General features: G+C 43.1%; 16 protein-coding genes and 1 pseudogene. 6 read left to right on the top strand and 11 right to left on the bottom strand.

All coding sequences use genetic code 11. The features are described from left to right. Positions 1-44 precede the first annotated feature (44 nt). Entirely contained in the window at positions 45-920 is an 876-nt protein-coding gene (locus CHJ_RS04570) for a Tim44 domain-containing protein (RefSeq protein WP_171752937.1), read from the bottom strand. 449 nt (positions 921-1,369) lie between these two features. Here CHJ_RS04570 and CHJ_RS04565 point away from each other — a divergent pair, with 449 nt between their 5' ends. The 3 genes from CHJ_RS04565 (at position 1,370) to CHJ_RS04555 (ending at position 4,891) form a co-directional block, all read left to right on the top strand. After that, complete coding sequence (locus CHJ_RS04565; RefSeq protein WP_171752938.1) at positions 1,370-1,963, top strand: TetR/AcrR family transcriptional regulator; 594 nt, start codon at positions 1,370-1,372, stop codon at positions 1,961-1,963. 9 nt (positions 1,964-1,972) lie between these two features. Beyond that, positions 1,973-3,847, top strand: coding sequence for an MFS transporter (locus CHJ_RS04560; protein WP_317916996.1), 1,875 nt, complete (start codon positions 1,973-1,975; stop codon positions 3,845-3,847). 126 nt (positions 3,848-3,973) lie between these two features. Further along, a complete protein-coding gene (locus CHJ_RS04555) occupies positions 3,974-4,891 on the top strand; it encodes a YeiH family protein (protein WP_317916995.1) in 918 nt (305 codons plus the stop codon). A 195-nt stretch (positions 4,892-5,086) separates the two neighbouring features. Here CHJ_RS04555 and menE read toward each other — a convergent pair whose 3' ends face one another. From menE to CHJ_RS04525, 6 genes and pseudogenes are all read right to left on the bottom strand, one after another. Continuing rightward, a complete protein-coding gene (gene menE, locus CHJ_RS04550; protein ID WP_317916994.1) occupies positions 5,087-6,532 on the bottom strand; it encodes an o-succinylbenzoate--CoA ligase in 1,446 nt (481 codons plus the stop codon). Beyond that, positions 6,533-7,525 (bottom strand): o-succinylbenzoate synthase, encoded by a 993-nt coding sequence (gene menC / locus CHJ_RS04545; RefSeq protein ID WP_317916993.1) that lies wholly within the window; start codon positions 7,523-7,525, stop codon positions 6,533-6,535. 59 nt (positions 7,526-7,584) lie between these two features. After that, positions 7,585-8,451, bottom strand: coding sequence for a 1,4-dihydroxy-2-naphthoyl-CoA synthase (gene menB / locus CHJ_RS04540; RefSeq protein WP_171752943.1), 867 nt, complete (start codon positions 8,449-8,451; stop codon positions 7,585-7,587). Next, on the bottom strand, positions 8,430-9,248 hold the full coding sequence (gene menH / locus CHJ_RS04535) for a 2-succinyl-6-hydroxy-2,4-cyclohexadiene-1-carboxylate synthase (RefSeq protein ID WP_317916992.1): 819 nt from the start codon (positions 9,246-9,248) through the stop codon (positions 8,430-8,432). Before menH ends, menB begins: the two co-directional genes overlap by 22 nt. Then, a complete protein-coding gene (gene menD / locus CHJ_RS04530; RefSeq protein WP_317916991.1) occupies positions 9,235-10,980 on the bottom strand; it encodes a 2-succinyl-5-enolpyruvyl-6-hydroxy-3-cyclohexene-1-carboxylic-acid synthase in 1,746 nt (581 codons plus the stop codon). Before menD ends, menH begins: the two co-directional genes overlap by 14 nt. A 74-nt stretch (positions 10,981-11,054) precedes the next feature. Continuing rightward, a pseudogene (locus CHJ_RS04525) lies at positions 11,055-12,338 on the bottom strand (isochorismate synthase MenF); the annotation flags it as partial. Positions 12,339-12,814: 476 nt separating this feature from the next. Here CHJ_RS04525 and CHJ_RS04520 point away from each other — a divergent pair. After that, positions 12,815-14,029: a pyridoxal phosphate-dependent aminotransferase gene (locus CHJ_RS04520; RefSeq protein WP_171752947.1), complete on the top strand. Its 1,215-nt coding sequence runs from the start codon at positions 12,815-12,817 to the stop codon at positions 14,027-14,029. A 213-nt stretch (positions 14,030-14,242) separates the two neighbouring features. Then, positions 14,243-14,836: a 5'-deoxynucleotidase gene (gene yfbR / locus CHJ_RS04515; RefSeq protein ID WP_171752948.1), complete on the top strand. Its 594-nt coding sequence runs from the start codon at positions 14,243-14,245 to the stop codon at positions 14,834-14,836. Between the two features lie 69 nt (positions 14,837-14,905). On the opposite strand, the gene xylB is transcribed toward yfbR, so the two are convergent. After that, positions 14,906-16,357, bottom strand: coding sequence for a xylulokinase (gene xylB / locus CHJ_RS04510; RefSeq protein ID WP_317916990.1), 1,452 nt, complete (start codon positions 16,355-16,357; stop codon positions 14,906-14,908). 159 nt (positions 16,358-16,516) lie between these two features. On the opposite strand from xylB, the gene CHJ_RS04505 reads away from it, so the two are divergent. Then, positions 16,517-17,767 carry a XylR family transcriptional regulator gene (locus CHJ_RS04505; RefSeq protein ID WP_317916989.1) on the top strand — a complete coding sequence of 417 codons (1,251 nt, stop codon included), beginning with the start codon at positions 16,517-16,519 and terminating at the stop codon, positions 17,765-17,767. A gap of 199 nt (positions 17,768-17,966) precedes the next feature. Here CHJ_RS04505 and CHJ_RS04500 read toward each other — a convergent pair whose 3' ends face one another. The 3 genes from CHJ_RS04500 to xylF form a co-directional block, all read right to left on the bottom strand. Further along, positions 17,967-19,142, bottom strand: a complete 1,176-nt coding sequence (locus tag CHJ_RS04500; RefSeq protein WP_171755086.1) for a sugar ABC transporter permease — start codon at positions 19,140-19,142, stop codon at positions 17,967-17,969. Continuing rightward, positions 19,139-20,662, bottom strand: a complete 1,524-nt coding sequence (locus CHJ_RS04495; protein ID WP_171755087.1) for a xylose ABC transporter ATP-binding protein — start codon at positions 20,660-20,662, stop codon at positions 19,139-19,141. Before CHJ_RS04495 ends, CHJ_RS04500 begins: the two co-directional genes overlap by 4 nt. Before the next feature lie 65 nt (positions 20,663-20,727). Further along, entirely contained in the window at positions 20,728-21,723 is a 996-nt protein-coding gene (xylF, locus tag CHJ_RS04490; RefSeq protein ID WP_171755088.1) for a D-xylose ABC transporter substrate-binding protein, read from the bottom strand. Positions 21,724-21,828 lie beyond the last annotated feature (105 nt).

The following is a 21,828-nucleotide window of genomic DNA, read 5'->3' as shown; positions in this document are numbered from 1 at the left end:
TGACACTCTAATCAGGTGACATGAGCGACTCAGCTTGATAGTCATTATCCTTGAATACCAATAATCAACCACGGTGCATTGTCGACAGTAAGATCGCGCTCTAGATGCCACACATCTTCGATATCTTCTTCGATACCTTCAACCGCATCGCGGTAACGGCCTTTAAATTGAAGGCTTAGTTGCGCTTTACTCGCATCACAATCTGCACGAACAATTTCCGCATCGACATACATGACATCGGTATGCTGCTCACCGCTTAGTTTTGCTCTTTCAGCAGAGAGGTCAGCAAATAGATCGGCAGAAACATACTCTTCAATAGTATGAAGTTCATTGTGGTTCCATGCGCCTTGAATCACTCTATAGTGTTCTCTAGAGCCATTCACAAAGGCAACTTGATCAAACCCCGCAGGGAAACGAAACGGAACATCACTGTGTCCATTGGCACCGAAACCACCGCCAGTTTGCGACTGTTGTTCAAACTGCTGGTTGTTGGTTTGCTGTTGACTCTCTTGCTGGTACTGCTGATAGTTTGCACCATCATAAGCCCGTTGATTCATACTGCCCATTTTGGCCCCTAACATTCCGCGAAGGAACTTAAAGGCAAAGTAAGCAACAAGACCGATAATAAGGATATCCATAAACTGAATACCCTCAAACGCGCCACCAAAGAATGCTGCTAACAAACCGCCAGCCAACAAACCACCCATCAAGCCTCCCATCAAACCGCGCTTGGTACCTGATTGCGCCGTTGTTTGATCTTTCTTTAATGTGCTGGTGTTGGTTGTTTTCTGTTTAGGTGCAGGAGCCGTTTTAAATAATTTACCGAACGACTTACCACCACCGAATTTCTTTGCTTCAGCAACGGGAGAAGTCGATACAGCAAAGATCACTAATGCGACCATAGCTAACAATCGTTTCATTTTGTTCCTTTTGATATAACTAACATTATTATTGGAGTAACTATAAATATGCGGCTTGAGCATGGATAATTCAAGTTACATCCGTACAGCGTACCTTATTTAAGGAGGATATTACTGGATAAAACAAGTTTTAATACTCGCCAAGCTCACTTGTACTGGGGATAGAGAGTAAAAATCGCTCTTTTTTGCTGTATTTTGACTCATTTCCAGCTCGGTAGATTCATTTTTAATAGATAACAAAACGTAATCATAAGTTAAATATATATCTATTAGGTTGATTTTAAAGAGGTTAAAATTTCAACTCGTCATATTGCAGGACTGTAATCTTGCCAAACTGAAATTAAGTAGAAAAAACTGTATCAGAATATTACAAGATAGCCGCTTGAATACTTGACCCCCAGTAGCAGGGTCAATAAAATAATGAACATTGTTCATTATTAGAAACCATCATGGCGCGTAGAAACGATCATACCCGTGAAGAGTTAATCTCTCTTACCCTCGATAAAGTGCGGGAATTCTTAGATCACAATCCCCATCATGACCTTAGCTTAAGAAAGGTCGCCAACATGATTGGCTATGTTCCCAGTACCCTAGTTAATATCTTCGGTAATTATAATCTATTGCTATTACAAGCGGTTGCTCAAACCGTAGATCAGCTAAAAATAGAAGCGTCTAACGCCATTCGCTCCACCACTGATCCTGAAGAAGCATTATATAAGTTAGCCTACTGTTACCACGATTTCGCTAAAGCTCACCCTCACCGCTGGCAACTTATTTTTCAACACACGATGAATGGTGAAGAACTGCCTCAATGGCAAGTTGAACGTATTGATAATATGACGGGTATGCTAGAGCAGTTAATGATGCAACTCGCTCCTACAAAATCAACCGAGCAAGCCATTGAAGCTAGCCGGGTATTATGGGCGGGCGTACACGGTATTACGCTGTTAAGTGTGGACGATATGTTTTTTACCTCCACGCCAATCGATGGTAAAGCACTGATATCCAACCTTATATCCAGCTACTTAAAAAGCTGGAACTAAGGAAGACTCATGTCAAAAAGCGGTACATTTTCACTGTTAACCCAAAGACGCTTTCTTCCCTACTTTCTTACCCAGTTTTTAGGTGCATTTAACGATAATATCTTTAAAAATGTTCTGCTGATCTTAGTCGCCTTCGTCGGTAGCGGCGCGCTGCCTATCTCTAGCAATTTATTTATTAATTTAGCGGCGGGGCTATTCATTTTGCCTTTTTTTCTGTTTTCCGCAACCGCAGGTGAATTGGCAGATAAGTACGATAAAGATTGGTTTATTCGCAAAGTTAAGCTGGTAGAAATTATCATCATGGTAATTGCAGCCATTGGATTTATCACACAAAGCTACCAAGTTTTGCTGTTGCTACTTTTTTTAATGGGTTGCCAATCCGCATTCTTTGGCCCAGTAAAGTATGCATTACTTCCCCAACATTTAAGCGAAGATGAACTTGTTCCCGGAAATGCACTGGTAGAAACAGGCACATTCTTAGCCATTTTATTAGGAACCATAGGTGCCGGCATTATCGCATCTACCGAGCATGCTCATTATATCGCGGCTCTAGCGGTGGTTATTTTTTCCTTGTCTGGTTATCTAACCAGTCGCTTTATACCTAAAACTCCGGCAGCTAACCCCTCAGCAAAGTTACGTTGGAAACCCGTTGCTCAAACTCGGCACACTTTGTCTATCGCGAAAAATGACAACATGATTCATAAAACCATATTGGCTATTAGCTGGTTTTGGTTCTTAGGTGCCTGTTATCTTACTCAGTTCCCCAATTTTACTAAAATCTATTTAAATGGCGGGGAGAGCGCAGTCTCTTTTCTTCTGGCACTTTTTTCTATCGGTATCGCTATTGGTTCTCTACTGTGTGACTTCCTTTCAAAACACCGAATTGAATTAGGTATTGTGCCGATTGGCAGTATTGGAATAACCCTGTTTGGTGTGCTGATGGTCAACAGTATTCCGGCACAACTGCCGCTTCTCACCAGTTTTAATGACTTTGTTTCTCACACTGCTTTATGGCCAATGTTTAGCTACTTACTGCTGATTGGCGCTTCTGGTGGGCTATTTATCGTGCCGCTCTACTCGCTAATTCAATCTAGAGCCAAAGCAACTGAACGCGCTCAGGTTATTGCGGCCAATAATATTTACAACTCTCTATTTATGGTGGGCAGCGCCCTTGTCGCCATTATTTCCCTTTCGGTCATCGAACTGAGCATACCGCAACTCTTTCTATTGATGGCCGTTCTTAACCTACTGGTTGCGACTTACCTATTTTGCCAACTGCCTATTTTTGTTGTTCGTTTTTTGCTTTGGATGATCACGCATACCGTGTATCGAATCACGCATAAAAATCTACACCATCTACCTAAACAAGGGCCGGCACTGATTGTCTGCAACCATGTTAGTTATCTAGATGCTCTATTGCTCAGCGCTGTCTGTCCTCGATTGATCCGCTTTGTTATGCAAAAAGAGTATGCCAGCCTACCATTGCTAAACCGCTTCTTAAGACGGGCAGGTGTCATCCCTATTTCAGCGGATAATCGCTCATCCATTAAGAGAGCTTTTAAAGAGGTAGAACAGGCGCTAGATAATGGTGAGCTGGTGTGTATCTTCCCAGAAGGTCAACTCACTAATGATGGTGAAGTCCATCAGTTTATGCGCGGTATTGATCTCATCATCAAGCGCACATCCGTTGATGTTATTCCAATGGCATTAAAAGGACTGTGGGGCAGCTATTTTAGCCGCTACAAAGGCAGAGCCTGCAAAGGTGTCCCTAACAGAGTGTGGTCCAAGCTAGAAATTGAAGCAGGAACACCTCTCCCGGCCAAAGGCCTTAACGCATCAATGTTAAGAGACAAAGTCCTTGCACTACGAGGTGACCGTCGCTAGTTGTTCACTTTAATTGAACAGGCGTAACAAAACATGCGACAGACTCAAACGAAAAGACGCGGTACACTAGCCGCGTTTAATCCTTGTTTGAATGAATAACCTCAGTTCGGAAAATCAACAACCATTATGAACGCAAAAATATTACTCTTCTTTCTCGCCGCTGCATTTTGTTTAACCCCTTGGGTATCTTCCCCTACAGCGCTCGTTATTGGCTTTTTACTCTCCAGTCTTGGCTTGGTACCTTCACATATCCCTGTGGCAAAACTAACCAAGAAGTTATTGGCCTACTCCATTATAGGGCTAGGGTTTGGCATCCATTTTCAGCAAGCACTCGAGGTCACCGGAGATGGCATAGGACTGATTGTATTCACTATTTTGGGGACGCTGGTTCTTGGCTCATTGCTAACAAGGAAAATTGGATTAGATCGACACACTGGTTATCTGATTTCTGCGGGCACCTCCATATGTGGAGGAAGTGCGATTGCAGCGGTTTCACCCGCCATTAAAGCCAATGATGAGCAGACAGGCTTAGCTTTAGCGACGGTATTTGTACTCAACTCCGTCGCCCTATTTATCTTTCCGGTCATTGGTCATAGTTTAGGATTGGACCAACACACTTTTGGTACTTGGGCGGCCATCGCCATCCATGATACTTCTTCTGTTGTTGGCGCGGCTTCAGCTTATGGAGAAGAAGCTCTAAAAACCGCCACAACACTCAAACTTGCACGGGCTTTATGGATCATACCTGTAGCGTTTATTAGTGCCATGCTGTTTAAAAGTGATAATAAAAAAATCACCATTCCCTATTTTATTCTTTTCTACTGTGCCGCCATAGTAGTAAGTGATTACTTACCACAATTTGAAGCGTTATATGATGGCATCTTTTCCATCGCGCAAAAAACATTGGTTCTCTGTCTATTCTTTATTGGTAGCGGTATATCGGTAGAGAAGCTACGAAAAGCCGGCGCTAAGCCACTACTATTCGGCGTCTTTTTGTGGGTAGTGATTTCTAGCTTGTCCCTTAGCTGGTTGGTGTTTTCTTAACACAAAGTAAGCAATAGTGACGAAGGCGAGCAGCTCAGCAATAGCCTGAACAAGTCCTTCGCTCACTATGGCAAACAGCACGCAACTACTCACTAATACGATTAATAATTTCATTTATCGACACGTTTCTAACTAATCCTTTATAGCGGTATTATTAGCCAGAACTGTCTATAAAATAAATTCCGATTGGAACTATCACATAACCAATTGATAGGTACTCTGGTATTCAACAAACCATTTAGCCACCCGTTGTCGAGACACTTTAATACCATTAGTTTGCAAAAGATCTCGCGGCAATAAGTAGTAATCAATAGGCCATTTAAACTTCTCCAACTGCTGCTGTAACAGCCCCTGATAGCAACTAGGTTGTAGAGGTTGATGACTGGATATTAGCGCGACAGGACGAGCGCCAAATTCACTGTCTTTGACGGCGACAACAAACACTAAATCAATATCTTGATGCTGAATTAGAACCTGTTCTATCTCTTCGCAATGGATATTCTCACCACCGGAAATAAACTGATTGTCAGCCCGACCTAAAATGTGCAGTTCACCCTGCCGCCACTCACCAAGATCACCACTATCAAACCAGCCATCATTGTCAAACGCTTGCAGTTTCCCTTTAACAAACTGCCCTTTAGCTAAGGTTTCACCAGCAATATATATACGCTGATCTACCAGCTTCAACTGTCGGTGAGATAGCACCTTCCCCACACCGCTCTGACCATCAACCACCTTTGCCGTTACTGTAGAAGCAGCTTCTGTCATGCCATAACCTAACCATGTTTCAATGCCCCGCTCTTTAGCCTGCAAAGCCAACGGTAATGGAATCGCACTGCCACCAAGTAATACATGCGTTAACGTCAATGGTTGGTTACTATCTAGCAATCGCTGAAGTTGTGTCGCCACCAAAGAGGCGTGAGTCGCCCCATTTAGATCATCATAAAGTGATACGCCATCACCGACTTTAAGTGACGCTCCAACAGCTAACCAGCGCCATACAATAGCCAGCCCCGACACATGAAATAAAGGTAAGCTAAGCTGCCAAGTATCGGTAGAAGTAAATGAAAAAACCTCTAATAACCCCGTTGCCGATGACAAATGATTGCTAGCACTATGTGCTATCGCTTTAGGTTGCCCTGTTGATCCGGAGGTAAAAATAATACTGACAATTGCGTCATCTTTCATTATCTCTAGATCATCGACGACTGACATATCGAGATCTATTTCTGCGCCACAAGCCTTTGAACTAATTCGAGGTAACACATCTGACACAAAATGGTAATCACTGCATTCAAAACTGGTTTTATCCAGATGCTCTGCACCTTTACCTAGCCAGATAAAATGACAGGCGAGTTGTTGAAACTTTTGCTGTAAAGGTACTGTTGGCTGAGGCGCGACCATTGCCGGAATAACACCAAGCCGAGTAGCGGCTAAATAAACGATCAACAACTCAACATCATTTTTTCCAATACAAGCCAGAACATCAAAAGGCTTAAGCCCCTGCTGAACCATCAAATTGCTTGTATTCGTCACTTGTTGATTTAGCTGTTGCCAACTGTACTGGTGATGGGAAGTGATTAAGGCCGGAGAGTCGCCCTGACTCTCCGCCCAGAAGGTTAATGGATCCTTCGCTGACATTTACTCACTCTGCCAAACAATGGTTTGGTGACTAACAGGCTCAACAGGCAGATCACAATCAGGCCATGGAGTCTCAAGTTGAGCCGCAAACATCTTAATGGTATCTAATCCGGGAATGCTATTAGGCGTTAACCAATGTGCCATTCTTGCCACCTGACAAAGGCCTAAACTGGATTCAAGACTAGAACTAAATATGACCGTAATCCCCAGTCGTTTCGCAGCCTCTACCAGTCCAACACATCGAGCCACTGAACCAATCAGAGTCGGCTTAATAATGATCACTTTTGATCCCGTCATGTTGCCAAGATCAAAATCATCATCTCGTACCGACTCTTGCAAGGTTTCATCCCAGGCAATCGCGATTCCAGTGTCGATGGCAAACGAAAAGCTATCACCGGGCTTTCTACAAGGTTCTTCGATAAACTCAATGCGTTGGCGATAAGAAGGATTGATGTAAGAAGCAAATTTCTCTGCTTTCTCTATTGTCCAAGCTCTATTTGCGTCTAGCCTCAGTTTTAAGTCCGGAATAGTTTCCAAGAATAGGTTAGTGATCATCCCATCACGAATAGGCTCGTATAAACCCACTTTAACCTTAGCGACTTTATTATCCTTTGGCATCGCCTCTAAAACAGGCAATAAATCATCCGGATCACCAGTACATAGAGGAGCACTGTGATAACTTCCTTCCGCAGGTAAATTACCTGCTAATTCAAACTGAGCCATTGAAAGCCCAAAAGCAACCGATGGATACAGGGCGTCAAAATCTATCTCTTCTCCTGCGACCCAACGTTCTAATTCGGCCTGAGCCTGAATGCCCGCTTCACTGGTAGATTCCTGACTGAAACCAGTAAGCGGAGCAATTTCTCCAAAAGAACTATTATCGCCATCGTGAAGTTCCACGATCCAGCCTTCTCTCTCCGTCAATTTTTCATCACGAAGAATCACACCACTATCCATGGGTAATTGATATTTGTATAACTTTGCTTTACGCATTAACTCTCTTCCTAGAAATATTTATTTATCCCAATAACTAAAACTTTGCCTAATCGACTTTATGGGTTTCTAGGAAACTTGGAGAAATCAGGACGACGTTTCTCATTAAATGAGTTACGACCTTCTTGCCCTTCATCCGTCATATAGAACATCATGGTGGCATTGCCCGCTAACTCTTGAAGACCCGCCTGACCATCACAATCTGCGTTTAATGCCGCTTTCAAGCAGCGGAGAGCCATCGGGCTATGTTGTAGTACTTCACGACACCAACGTACCGTCTCTCTTTCTAATTGGTCGACCGGAACGACAGTATTCACTAATCCCATATCCACCGCTTCTTGCGCATCATAAAAGCGGCATAAGAACCAGATTTCTCGCGCTTTTTTCTGGCCAACGATACGAGCCATGTAAGACGCACCCCAACCACCATCAAACGATCCTACTTTAGGTCCCGTTTGACCAAATTGAGCATTCTCAGCAGCAATAGTTAAGTCACACATCATATGTAAAACATGGCCACCACCAACAGCATAACCAGCCACTGCCGCGATAACAGGTTTAGGACAAGTACGGATTTGGCGCTGGAAATCCAGCACATTCAAATGATGTGTGCCACTCTCATCACGATAGCCACCATAATCACCACGAATTTTCTGATCGCCACCAGAGCAAAATGCATCTTCACCCAATCCAGTGAGAATAATCACCCCCACGCTTTCATCATAACGAGCATCCGCTAAAGCACTGATCATCTCTTTTACGGTTTGAGGACGAAAGGCGTTTCTCACCTGTGGACGCGCAATGGTAATCTTAGCGATACCATCCGCTGTTTTATGATAATGAATATCTTGATATTCAGAACTGCAGTCCTGCCAATTTACTGGTGCGTATAGTTCTTCTTCAGTCATTCCGATGGTTCTTGCCATGATTCATTCCAATTAGTTATAAACTGTTCTGTTTGAGTCCGAATTAGCGACGCAAATTGAGCTGGCTGTTCATGATGAACATTATGTCCAGCCTCTTTAATAGCAGTGAAAACTAACCCACTACTGGTTGCTAATTGATAAAATTTTAGATCGTTTTCACCACAAACATAATGAAAATGCATTTTATATTGTAGTAGTCGATCTAATAAAAAAGGTTGTTTTGCTAACGATGTCGCTAGCAACATACGGCCAATCGCGACGCCACTATTGTCTTGACGCTGCTCTACCAAGTGCGCCCTCTGTCTGTCAGTTAATGAAACAAACACCGGCTGCTGATACCACTTTTGTAACACATGTGTCATTGGTTTATCAGTAAAACATTCCGCCCAACGTTGATCATTTTGCAAGCGTAATTGTTTCTCTGATTGGCTGGTTAAACCAAAGTTACCACCTTCAACCACACAACCTACCACCTTAACGCTGGCAAAATAGCTATTAACGATGCCATACATAAGTAGGCGTGCTCCTAACGAGTACCCCACTAACAGTATTGGTGACTGCTGTGCTGGCGACTCAGCAATAGCGCCAGCGATCATCTTACAAGTATCATCAAAACCAGTAACAATACTGTCGCGACTTGTTCCATGCCCCGGAAGATCAATAAACAACCGGTTGTAGTCGCTCAGTTGTTCGCTCACCTGTAACCAATCGTTGCTACATCCAAGCAAACCATGCAGAAAAACTAAGGTAGGCTTCTCCGTCGAAAATTCCGCTGGAACAAATTTAGTGGTAAGCATTGATAGACTTAACCAAAGCTTTGATATCGCTGGACGCTTGCTCAGACGGTGTTATCACCTCTATCAACAGGCTACCTTGACCCGAGGTTAAATGCTCTTGAGCGCAAGTGATGAGCTCTGCCAAACTATCAGGCTTCAGGTAAGCCAACCCAAATTGCAGAGCTGCGTACTTAAACTGATATCCATGAGGCATCTTATACAGATTCTGTTTCTGCTGCTCAGGAACAGGCAGAAGATCAAATATCGCGCCACCATCGTTGTTGGTAACAACGATCACCAATGGCACACCACGGCTACACAAGGAGAGCGAATTTAAATCATAAAGTAGCGAGGTATCCCCCACCAACATCAGCATAGGTTGCTGATTTACCGCTTGAACACCCGTTGCAGTCGCAACCAGTCCATCTATTCCTGATGCACCACGATTGGTATAAACTTGATTCGCAGATAGAGCGGTAACCATATCCACTAAGCGTACGATTAAGCTATTACCGATAAACAGGTCATGATTCGCCGCAATCTCATTCAATCTCGCCGCCAATCTCAGTTCCGACAGCTCGTTAGCGGGCATAGCGTGCTCGGAAGCATCATTACCGCTCAAACCTGAGCAATTTACCGCAAGCTGCTTTACCTGCTTAGAAAAACGAATAAGCTCATCAGCCCAACCAAAATAACAGCCGCGCTTATCAGCCAGCCGCTTTTGCTGTTGCTTTGCCCATTGCAAAGGTTGTGCACTAATTCTGGTTAATGGCAGATGATTTGGATTTAAGCGATCATCACCCTCTGAAACTAAAATATAGTCACATTCACTATTTTTAATAAATGCATGTATTCTTTTCGAAACAAACCTAGCACCAAACTGTAAGATGACGTCACATTGAGCCAACTCTCGGTGAGCCTGCTGATTTTGAAGCCAAATATCATAATGCTGCCAGTCACTCGATATACCGGATTGAGGGTCACACAATAATGGCCACCCTAATGTTGATGCGAGTTGAGCTACCGCTTGTGCCGTAGCCAGATCAACTTGTCCTACCGCAATGACGCCTTTGCGATCTTGCAACGGTTCTAGAACATCACAACTCTCTATACGACAAGAGTGATACTGACAATAACTGTCTTGTTGTTTAAGCCATGGTTCAATTGGCGCAAGATAGTCACTCTCTTCTGAGATGATCTGATCCGAATAGAGAGGTTCCGGGAAAGGGCAATTAATATGAATTGCTCCCCCTTCTAACTGCTGCTTCACCATCAATTGATCTATTGAGGTAAGCAGCCATTGAGGAGAGACTTGTCTATTTGGTGACGGTAAATTCAATGATGCCGTAATATGTTGAGCAAATATATCCACCTGTGAAATCGCCTGATTGGCCCCACAATCGATCAGTTCGATAGGACGATCAGCCGTTAACAGCAGTAATTTCTCTTTGGTTAATCCCGACTCGGCAATTGCCGGCAGTAAATTAGCAACCGCGGTTCCAGAAGTAACAATCACAGCAACCGGCTTATTGCTGGTTTTCGCCATACCTAGCGCGTGAAAAGCTAACCCTCTCTCATCAAAATGAGTATGCAAGGTCAACTTGTTATTGCTATCCGCTTCTAGCGTCAACGGTGTAGAGCGTGATCCCGGTGCAATGCAGACATGCTCAACACCAAATCGGCACAACTCTTCGATAATGATTCGACACCACAATCTATTCAGTACTGCTTGGTCTGTAGATGAGTCACTCATGAGGCGACACCAAAAGATGCACTATTCTGGTTAGAACTTGCCGACATCGCCTCATCCTGCATTGAATCATCTTGTGGCTGCCTATCTTTCAATAAGCAGAGCAAGGTGGACATTTTTTTATCTAATTCTTGCCATTCATATTCAGCCTGAGAGCCTTCAACAATACCGGCACCAGCGTACAAATTAACCTGATCACCGTTGACTAAAGCGCTGCGTATTGCGACACAAAACTCCGCTTTATGATGACTAATATAACCGATAGAACCGCTGTACCAACCTCGCGAAAAAGGTTGATGTTGCAATATGTATTTCATCGCTTCTTCTCTAGGCAACCCTGCTACAGCTGCAGTAGGTTGAAGTGCAGATAACAACTGAACACCATTTACCCCGGATTTAAGAGAAGCACGAATCTCTCGTTTTAAGTGTTGAACTTTACGCAAACGAATCAACCTCGCTTCGTTTTGCGCCTCAATGGCAGTAGAATGCGGTTCAAGCCTTGCTACAATATCGTCCACCACATACTGATTTTCACAAAGATTCTTTTTATCCTGCGCCAACCAGTTAGCCAGATCCAAATCTTTTCGTGCAGTTTTTCCTCTACCAATGGTTCCAGCCAACGCTTCTGTTTCCAGCTCTTGACCGTTACGGCTATACAAACGCTCAGGAGTCGACCCCACAAAACTTTGGCTAGCATCCAATGCAAATAGAAAGTGAAAACTGTGATGGTTATGAGCGACACTTGCTTTTAATAACTGTGCAGGAGAAAGTTGTCCATCAAGCTGCACAATGCTCTTACGCGCCAATACGACTTTTTTAAACTGATCCTGCTTAATTTTATCTAACACATCCTCTATTTGATCATTCCAATCACTTTGTTCAGGGATATGGCTAATACTCTGAATATTGGTTGAAATAGAAGGAAGTTCTAAATAGTCACAACAGAGTTGCTTTAAGGCAGAAATAATTGTCGATTTGTTGTTATCTAAATTAACGCTAATGGACCATTGGTCATCAAAACGTACCAACTCTATTTGTGGCAGAAAAAACAGAGAACTAGGTAGACCATCATCTTCAGATGATTGAAATGCTCTCCCCCCCCACACACGTTGGCCATCAGCCAAAATAGTATATGCAGGTGCTGGGTCAGAAAAGGCATGAACTTTTCCCAACGCGACCACTTCTTCTCTGGTATCGCGGGACTGCCAGTAAAATTTAGGAAAATGAGGCTGTGCTTCAAGCCAATCAACGCAGGAGAACCCTGCTAATGTATCTATAGCTTGGGTAAGTTTACTATCATGCTCGTTTGCATCTTTTATTTGTTGAATTAACTCAGCAATAGCTTGACTAAATTGGGACAAATCAACCTCTAGTATGTCAATAGAAAAATTCACACTAAAAACACTTAAAACCTTACATTTTATAAGGGATTGCTAAGCGATCACGTATGCCCGATACTCTATTGTCTGAAAGGGCTCAAATCAAGTAGACAACGTCAGTTTTGAGGCTAGAGCGCGTTGATCTTTCATATATCCTCCTGCTGAGAGCCATTTTTTCTGATAACAAGGCAGAAATTGCAGTTACTAGTGGGCTAATTTCAAAATTTCTAACGCAGTTAGCGGGAAATATGATCTCAGCCCGTAGGGTGATACCTAACACTTTTTTCAGGCATCACAGACTCGACATTGAAAGACCAACACGCCCTGAATACATGGATATTCTTGCAACCTTTTTCTTTTCACCAATTAAAAGTTCATATATGACAGATTTTTATACTAAAAATTAGATTTATGGTGTACTTTGATAAAGTAAAATAGGAATTATCAGGATCTAAACCATGCAAAATATCGGGATGTCATCAAAACTCGATAATGTCTGCTATGACATTAGGGGCCCAGTACTTAAACATGCTAAGCGCATGGAAGAAGAAGGGCATAAAATTCTAAAACTGAACATCGGTAATCCAGCCCCTTTTGGTTTCGATGCCCCTGACGAAATTCTAGTGGATGTTATTCGTAACCTTCCAACATCTCAGGGCTATGCCGACTCCAAAGGTATTTATTCTGCCCGTAAAGCCGTCGTTCAACACTATCAAAAACGAGGCATTCGCAGCTTTGATGTAGAAGATGTCTACATTGGTAATGGTGTGTCAGAGTTGATTGTAATGGCGATGCAAGCGCTACTAAACAACGGCGATGAACTGCTGGTTCCAGCTCCTGACTACCCATTATGGACAGCCGCTGTCTCTCTGTCTGGAGGAAACCCCGTTCACTATATTTGTGATGAAGAGTCCGATTGGTATCCAGATTTAGACGATATTAAAAGCAAAATAACCAGCAAAACCCGTGGTATTGTTTTGATTAACCCAAACAATCCAACTGGTGCGGTATATAGCAGAGACTTTTTACAAGACGTATTAGAGATTGCCAGACAGCATAACTTGATTGTGTTCGCCGACGAGATATACGACAAAGTTCTCTATGATGGCGCAACTCATACCTCTATCGCCTCCCTTGCCGATGATGTACTCATCATGACCTTTAACGGACTATCCAAAGCTTACCGTGTTTGTGGTTTCCGTAGTGGTTGGATGTTCTTAACCGGGCCTAAACATTTGGCAAAAGGTTATTCTGATGGTTTAGATATGCTCGCTTCAATGCGTTTATGCGCAAATGTGGCCATGCAACACGCAATCCAAACCGCGCTTGGTGGCTATCAAAGTATTAACGAACTGATTCTTCCGGGTGGTCGCTTACTAGAACAGCGTGATAGAGCATTTGAGCTCATCACTCAAATCCCCGGCATTACTTGTAAGAAACCTAAGGGAGCGATGTACTTGTTCCCTAAAATTGACACCAAAATGTACAATATCAAAGACGACCAAAAAATGGTGTTGGATTTCTTGGTTCAAGAAAAAGTGCTTTTAGTACAAGGAACCGGCTTTAATTGGCCCAAACCAGACCATTTCCGAATTGTCACCCTGCCTCATGTTGAGGATCTAGAGCTTGCTATTGGGCGATTTGAGCGATTTTTATCTACCTATAGTCAATAATCTTCTTTAAACTAAAGGCTCCTATGGGGCCTTTTTCAATTGCCAAAAGTAAACCCAATTCGACTTACTATCTGGTCAGATAAAATGGAACTCGACGGAATAGACCTGAATGGACAAACGTCCATTTACAAACGCATAGGGATATCTTAAGCCGTCTAGGAAATCGAACTCATTTTGATCATTTAGCTAATACGATTGGTATAAGGAGTAAAGATGGAACAGAGCACGTTTATTGCTTGGATTACCCGAATGCCGCTAATAAAAAGATGGTCATTGATGCACTGTTTTCAGGAAGAGAACGTATCAGAGCATTGTCACCAAGTCGCTGTTATTGCCCATTTACTCACCGTCATTAAAAACAAACGTTTCGGAGCTGAGTTAAGCCCTGAAAGAGCCGCAACCGTTGCCATATACCATGAAGTATCAGAAACAAAACTTCAGGATATTAACACTCGAACAAAGTACCACAATCCCGAATTCACCAAAGCATTCAAAAAACTAGAGGCCATCGCGGAAGAAGAGTGTTTGGCGACCATTCCCCAAGATTTACGAGACGAGTTTGAAAGCCTGCTGGTACAAGAGAAGGTAGATGCCGAGTATAAAGCCATTGTAAAAGCCGCGGATATACTATCTGCCTATATAAAAACCATGAACGAGTTGCGCTTTAATAACGATGAATTTTTACACGTAAAAGAGCACTTAGATGAGAAGATCGAACAGCTAAGTAAAGATCACCCTGAAGTAAAAGTATTTATGGCTATTTTTTGTGATAGTTGCACCACCACACTGGATAAAATATCCGGGTAATCTCAAGCAGAACAGAGTAGCGACTCCTCTTGCTTGGGATTACCGATATTTTGCAATCAATACACCTGATTAAAACAGTGGTGATAAAGATGCATAGAGCGAGCGGAACCGTTCACGTTTAACCTTATACAGTTCAGCTCTCTCTGCATTTGGTGTATGTCGCTGCTTTAGCTCCGGTATTGGACAACAGTCACTTACCGTTAATCCTTCCGTTACCGCAAGTCTCGCTAACCGAGCCGCACCGAGAGCGGGGCCCACTTCTCCACCCACTCGATAGACCAAATTCATATTCGTGATCTCCGCCAGCATTTGTCGCCAAAACTCACTTTTAGCGCCACCACCAATTAGGTTCACTTCCTCAGGCACTAACGAAGTTGCATGTAATGCATCTAATCCATCTGCCAACGCAAAGCCCACACCCTCGAGTACCGCTAAGGCCAACTCTAATTTGGTGGTAGAGTGCGTCATGCCAAAGAATACACCTTTAGCATTGGGATCATTATGAGGAGTACGCTCTCCGGATAAGTAAGGTAAAAAGATGACATTCGATTCTCTATCTGCACTCTGTTCAACCTCTTTCAACATAGAACCAACATCTGGTTGACCCGTTAATGAGGCAACCCAATCCAAACAGGATGCGGCACTTAAGATAACCGACATGGCATGCCATGTTCGAGGTAATGCGTGACAAAAACTGTGCAACGCAGACTCTGGATTACCCACAAAACCATCACTCACTGCAAAATACACCCCCGATGTTCCTAGTGACAACATGGCTTGTTTAGGTTGAGTGATCCCTACCCCGATTGCACCAGCGGCATTATCTCCAGCTCCAGCCACAATGGGCACAGATGACATCCCCCATTGTTCTGCAATCTCCTCAGACAAAATCCCCGTAATTTCATCACCTTCAAACAGATCTGGCATATGTTTCCGAGTCAGCCCTGTCGCTGATAGCAGAGCATCATCCCAATCACGTTTTGCTACATTTAGCCACATGGTGCCCGCTGAGTCAGACATGTCAGAAGCAAAGTCACCAGACATCTTGTATCTAAGATAATCTTTTGGAAGCAGTACTTTATTAACCTTGTCAAAAATATCAGGCTCATTGTTTTTCACCCATAATAACTTAGGCGCAGTAAAGCCCGGCATCATGATATTTCCGGTAAGTTCTCGACTGTTAGCGACCTGATGTTCTAGTGCTTGGCACTCAGCAAAACTCCGTCCATCGTTCCATAAAATAGCCGGCCTCAATAGCTCGCCATTTTTGTCTAATAGAGTCGCGCCGTGCATCTGTCCAGATAAACCTATCGCTTTAACTCTGCTTAGATCATGCTGCTGTTGTAGCTTCTTCATCCCCTTGTCAGTCGCACTCCACCAGTGAGACGCATCTTGCTCAGACCATAAAGGTTGAGGTCGAGAGACGGTTAAAGGCTCAGAATGCGTTGCAACTATCTGATCTTCATTATCGAGCAGCAACACCTTTACTCCAGATGTGCCCAAATCAATTCCTATATACATACCTTTTCCTTTGCTTCAGAAACCTGCCGTGGGTTTTAATATCAACTATCGTCGTCCAGTTTCATTAGAGGAACAATTACGTTTTTTATTAGTGAAATTCTCGGATTTCACTAACGAGTATTAGATCACATAGAGAAAGCCAACCGCCTGATAAGATTTATGCACATTGACATGGAAGACTCGGAAGCTATGGATAAACGTTTTAGAATCACCTTGCTATTTAACGCCAATAAAGTCTACGACCGACAGGTAATAGAAGGGATTGGTGAGTATCTACAAGCGTCACAATGTGAATGGGATATTTTCTTAGAAGAAGATTTCATCACCCACTTGGAGCACTTTGAAGACTGGAAAGGTGACGGCATTATTGCTGATTTTGATAACCCCGACATCGTCAAAATGCTTGAGAATACCGATATTCCTGTTATTGGCGTGGGGGGGTCTTATGAAGATAATCATGATTACCCAGACGTCCCCTATGTCGCGACAGATAACCATGCTCTTGTTGAGCTGGCCTTTCAGCATCTTAAACAAAAAGGACTAGAAAACTTCGCATTTTATGGTATTCCAGCCGATTCTTGGAAACAGTGGGCGCATGAAAGAGAGAAAGCTTTCAACAAATTAGTGAAAGCGGATGGTTACACGGGATCGGTATACCGCGGTAGTAATACCTCATCACAAACATGGCAATACGATATGAACCGCTTAGCGGACTGGCTGCAAAGCCTTCCCACTCCAACAGGCATTATTGCAGTCACAGACTCCAGAGCCCGTCACTTACTTCAAGTGTGTGAGCATCTTAATATTATGGTGCCAGACAAGGTCGCTATTATCGGTATTGATAATGAAGAGTTAGCTCGCTACTTAACGCGTGTATCGCTTAGCTCTGTCGGGCAAGGGTGCAAAGAGATGGGTTATAGGGCCGCCAAAATGCTACATAAGCGCTTGGTCCATACAGAAAAGGCACATTCTGACCAGAGTGAGACGGAAAAAACGTCCCATAATGGTCAACCAATTCAACACGTTTTGGTCGCCCCAACGAAAGTCTATGAAAGGCAAAGTACCGATTATCAGGCTTTAAATGATCCTTATGTTATACAGGCCATGCATTACATTCGACACCACGCTTTTAAAGGGATCAAAGTCGATCAGGTATTAAGTCATGTGGGCATCTCTCGCTCTAATATGGAAAACCGCTTCAAAGAAGAGCGAGGACACTCCATTCACCAAGAAATTCATAACTCCAAGCTCAACAGAGCATGCAGCTTATTGAGAAATACTGACCTACCTATTCAAGAAATATCGGAGCTTTGTGGCTACCCATCTCTGCAATATATGTACACGGTGTTTAAAAAAGACATCAATCACACCCCAAAAGAGTATCGGGATAAAGAGCGCAGTTCTCGTTAATTTTCCCAGATAAAGTGACCCAATATTAAAAATCCGCCATAACCTATCAGCTATGGCGGATTTCTATTTTTCTCTCTAACTAACTTGACGTTAAGAGATAGCAAGCAACATCAATACGTTCAGTTCAAGAATGGAACCGAAGGATTAGACGTATTGATGTGCTCACTATGAACGAATCTTTTTGAGGTTACTCACAACATTAACGACGCTGTTTTGTTGCACTGTCCATCCATACTGCCAACAACAATATTCCGCCTTTAACAATGTATTGCCAGAAGGTGGGAACATCCATCATGCTCATACCGTTATCCAGAGAGGCCATAATAAAAGCACCAATAACTGCACCGATAACCGTACCCACACCACCCGCCATACTGGTTCCACCAATCACACAGGCTGCGATGGCATCTAACTCAGCAATATTCCCCGCAGAAGGCGAACCTGCCCCTAAACGAGAGCTCAGAATAAGCGCGGCGATGGCCACAAGAAAACCATTCATGGCATACACTGACAGCTTGGTCTTCTCTACATTTATCCCAGAGAGACGACTCGCTTCGATATTACCGCCAATGGCGTAAATTCGACGGCCAAAGCGAGTTTTAGTAGCAATAAAAGAGCCTGCAATAAGAAATATCGACAACAACAGAACAGGTGTAGGAACGCCACGGTAATCATTAAGCAGGGCGATAATAGTAAGCACTGCGATACCAATTAAAGCACTTTTTGCTAATGTTGACGAAGTGGAGCCCACCTCTAACTGATACTTTCTCTTGGTTACATTGCGTTTTTGCTGCCAAGCAAAATAGAGAGCTAAACCTGCCATCGCACAAACCAAACTGACCATATCAGGAAGATAACTTTGTCCAATAAGCGCCATAGACTCTGAAGTAGGCGCGACCGTTGTACCATCCGTAATACCAATCAATATCCCACGAAATGCCAACATACCGGCTAGAGTTACTATGAATGAAGGCACCTTGCGATAGGCCACCCACCAACCATTCCAAACACCTAAAGCAAAACCCGCCACTAATGTTATCACTATCGTGACAGGCAAAGGCAGACCAAACCAAACATCTAAAATAGCGGCCACACCACCCAATAGTCCCATCATTGAGCCAACAGACAGGTCAATTTCGCCACTAATAATGACAAAAACCATACCAATCGCCAGAATACCGGTAATTGCAGTTTGTCTAAATAAATTGGATATGTTTCTTGGGGTTAGATAGCTCCAGTCTGTCATAATGCTGAAGAACAGCATGATAAATACAATCGCCGCTGCCATCACCAGCAACTGAACATTCATCGATTTAATCTTGCCCAATAGATCTATGCTGCTTGTTTTGTTTAACTGATCCGATTGTTCAATCATGCTGCTACTCCTTCTGATAACGCACAATCCATAATAATTTCCTGAGTAAGGTTCTCGTTCACTAAGTCGCCTTTGATGATCCCTTCGTGCATAACGAGTACACGGTCGCTAATGCCCAGAACTTCAGGTAGTTCAGAAGAGACCATGATGATACTGATGCCTGCTTTAACCAGTTTGAACATCAGCTTATAAATTTCGTATTTGGCACCAACATCAATACCTCGAGTAGGCTCATCCAAAATCAAAACCGTCGGTTTCACCATTAAGAAACGCGCTAAAATGGCTTTCTGTTGGTTACCTCCAGAAAGGTTTCTAATGGGGAGAACGCTATTTGGTGTTTTCACGGTTAGGTCAGTTAGCGATTGTTGAATCGCTTTGGCTTCATTTATGTCATCCAATACGCCGGCGTTGGAGAACTGATCTAATGCCGCTAAAGATATATTTTGTCCAACCCCCATAATGGGAACAATGCCGTTACGTTTTCTATCTTCCGGCACCATAGCAATGCCTGCCTGCAAAGCATCTCGGCTGCTGCTTATCTGCAGTTCCTGACCTTTTAGATAGTAACGACCTTGGTGTTTACCTTGGTAACATCCATAAAGGCACTCCATCAACTCGGTTCTACCTGCTCCCACTAGCCCAGAGATGCCTAATATCTCGCCTTTTCTCAGCTCAAATCCGGCATTATTGACTTTTACAATGGAAGCATTAGATTTATCCCATGCACTCACGTCTCTGACAGACAAAACGAGCTCGCCAATATCATGCTCTTCTCGAGGAAATAGCTGTTTCATCTCGCGGCCAACCATCATGGTTATGATGTCATCGGTTGTCATTCCCGCAGCCTGTCTCGTGCCAATGTGAGCACCATCTCGAATAACACAAATATGGTCAGAAATGGCTTTAACTTCTGCCAGCTTATGAGAGATATAAATGCAACTTACCCCCGAATCTCGCAGTTCAATAACCAGATTCAGCAGTATTTCGGTTTCAGACTCTGTTAATGGAGCGGTAGGTTCGTCAAGCACCAATAACTTAGCGTTTTTTGACATGGCTTTTGCTATTTCTACGAGCTGTTGCTGACCCACTCCCAAGTCACCAACTATCGTCTCAGGAGAGACGGACAGATTCACTTTCTGCAGTAACTTTTCCGCTTCAAAATGCATCAATTCATAGTTCATCACCCCAAAATCACACAGCTCAGCACCAAGAAAGAGGTTTTCTAAAATGGATAGCTCTTTGACCAAAGTCAGCTCTTGGTGAATGATAGCAATGCCTAGAGCTTCTGTGTCTGCGATGTTTTTTGGCGTTATTTTATTACCTTTAAAAATGATATCGCCTTGATAATCACCAGCTGGATAAATACCACACAACACTTTCATTAAGGTTGATTTACCTGACCCATTTTCCCCACATAGAGAAAGAATTTCACCTTGCTCTAAGCGAATACTGACTCCGTCTAGCGCTTTAACTGGGCCAAACTTTTTGACGATATCGCGCATTTCTAGTAATGGAGACATACAAACTTACTCCTTATTAAGACAGTGGTGCTAGATACAATCCAGCACCAGCATGTCATTCATAGTTACTTACGATAAACGTCTTTTTCGCTGTGGAAGCCATCAGCAATAACTGTTTTCTTTAGGTTATTGATATCAACAGCAATAGGCTCTAACAACCAAGAAGGAACGTCTTTCAACCCATTGTTTAACTGAGCATTCCAACGTGGTTCATCGTCATTACCTAATACCACAGAGATCTCAGCTGCACGTTGTGCTAGCGCCACGATAGGCTTATAAATGGTCATCGTTTGTGTACCATCAACAATTCGACGTACCGCGGCCAAATCTGCATCCTGCCCCGAAATGGCAACTTTGCCTGCCAATCCTTGTGCGTCTAAAGCCTGAATCGCACCACCAGCAGTGGAGTCATTTGACGCTACAACCACATCAATATTGTTGCTGTTTGCCGTTAGCGCATTTTCCATAATTTTCAGCGCATTCTCAGCTAACCAGTAATCCGCCCATTGGTCACCAACAACCTGTACGTCACCACTATCAATTTTCGGCTGTAAAATGTTCATTTGGCCTTGTCTAAATAGTTTGGCGTTATGGTCAAAAGAAGACCCACCTAACAGAAAGTAACGACCCGACGGCTTAGCTTCTAACATAGCTGTAGCCTGCATTTCACCAACTTTTTCATTATCAAAAGAGAGGTAAAAATCAATATCTGCATTACTGATTAAGCGGTCGTAAGCAAGTACCTTAATGCCATCTTGTTTTGCTTCCTTAATCACATTTGATAGCACCTCTCCGTTGGTTGGAATAATAACCAACACATCCACGCCACGAGATATCATGTTTTCTATCTGAGAGATCTGAGTTTGTTCGTTACCATTGGCAGATTGAACATAAATTTTGGCGCCCAGTTTTTCTGCTGTATTAACAAAGATATCTCTATCTTTTTGCCATCTCTCTAAACGCAAGTCATCAATTACCATGCCTATTTTTACTGTTTTTGCAAAAACAGGTGCACTAATACTAATTAGAACAGCGCATAGAAGGGTTATAATCTTTTTCATTCTACTATCCTTTGTATCACGTCATATTTAATTTTATGTATACCAATTCACTTGTACTGTGAATATTCAAAACTCTAACCTATTATTTGAAAAAATCTCTTCATG

The sequence above is a fragment of the Vibrio sp. MACH09 genome, from assembly GCF_033238805.1.
GTDB lineage: Bacteria > Pseudomonadota > Gammaproteobacteria > Enterobacterales > Vibrionaceae > Vibrio.
This window is presented reverse-complemented; position numbering and strand designations above follow the sequence as displayed.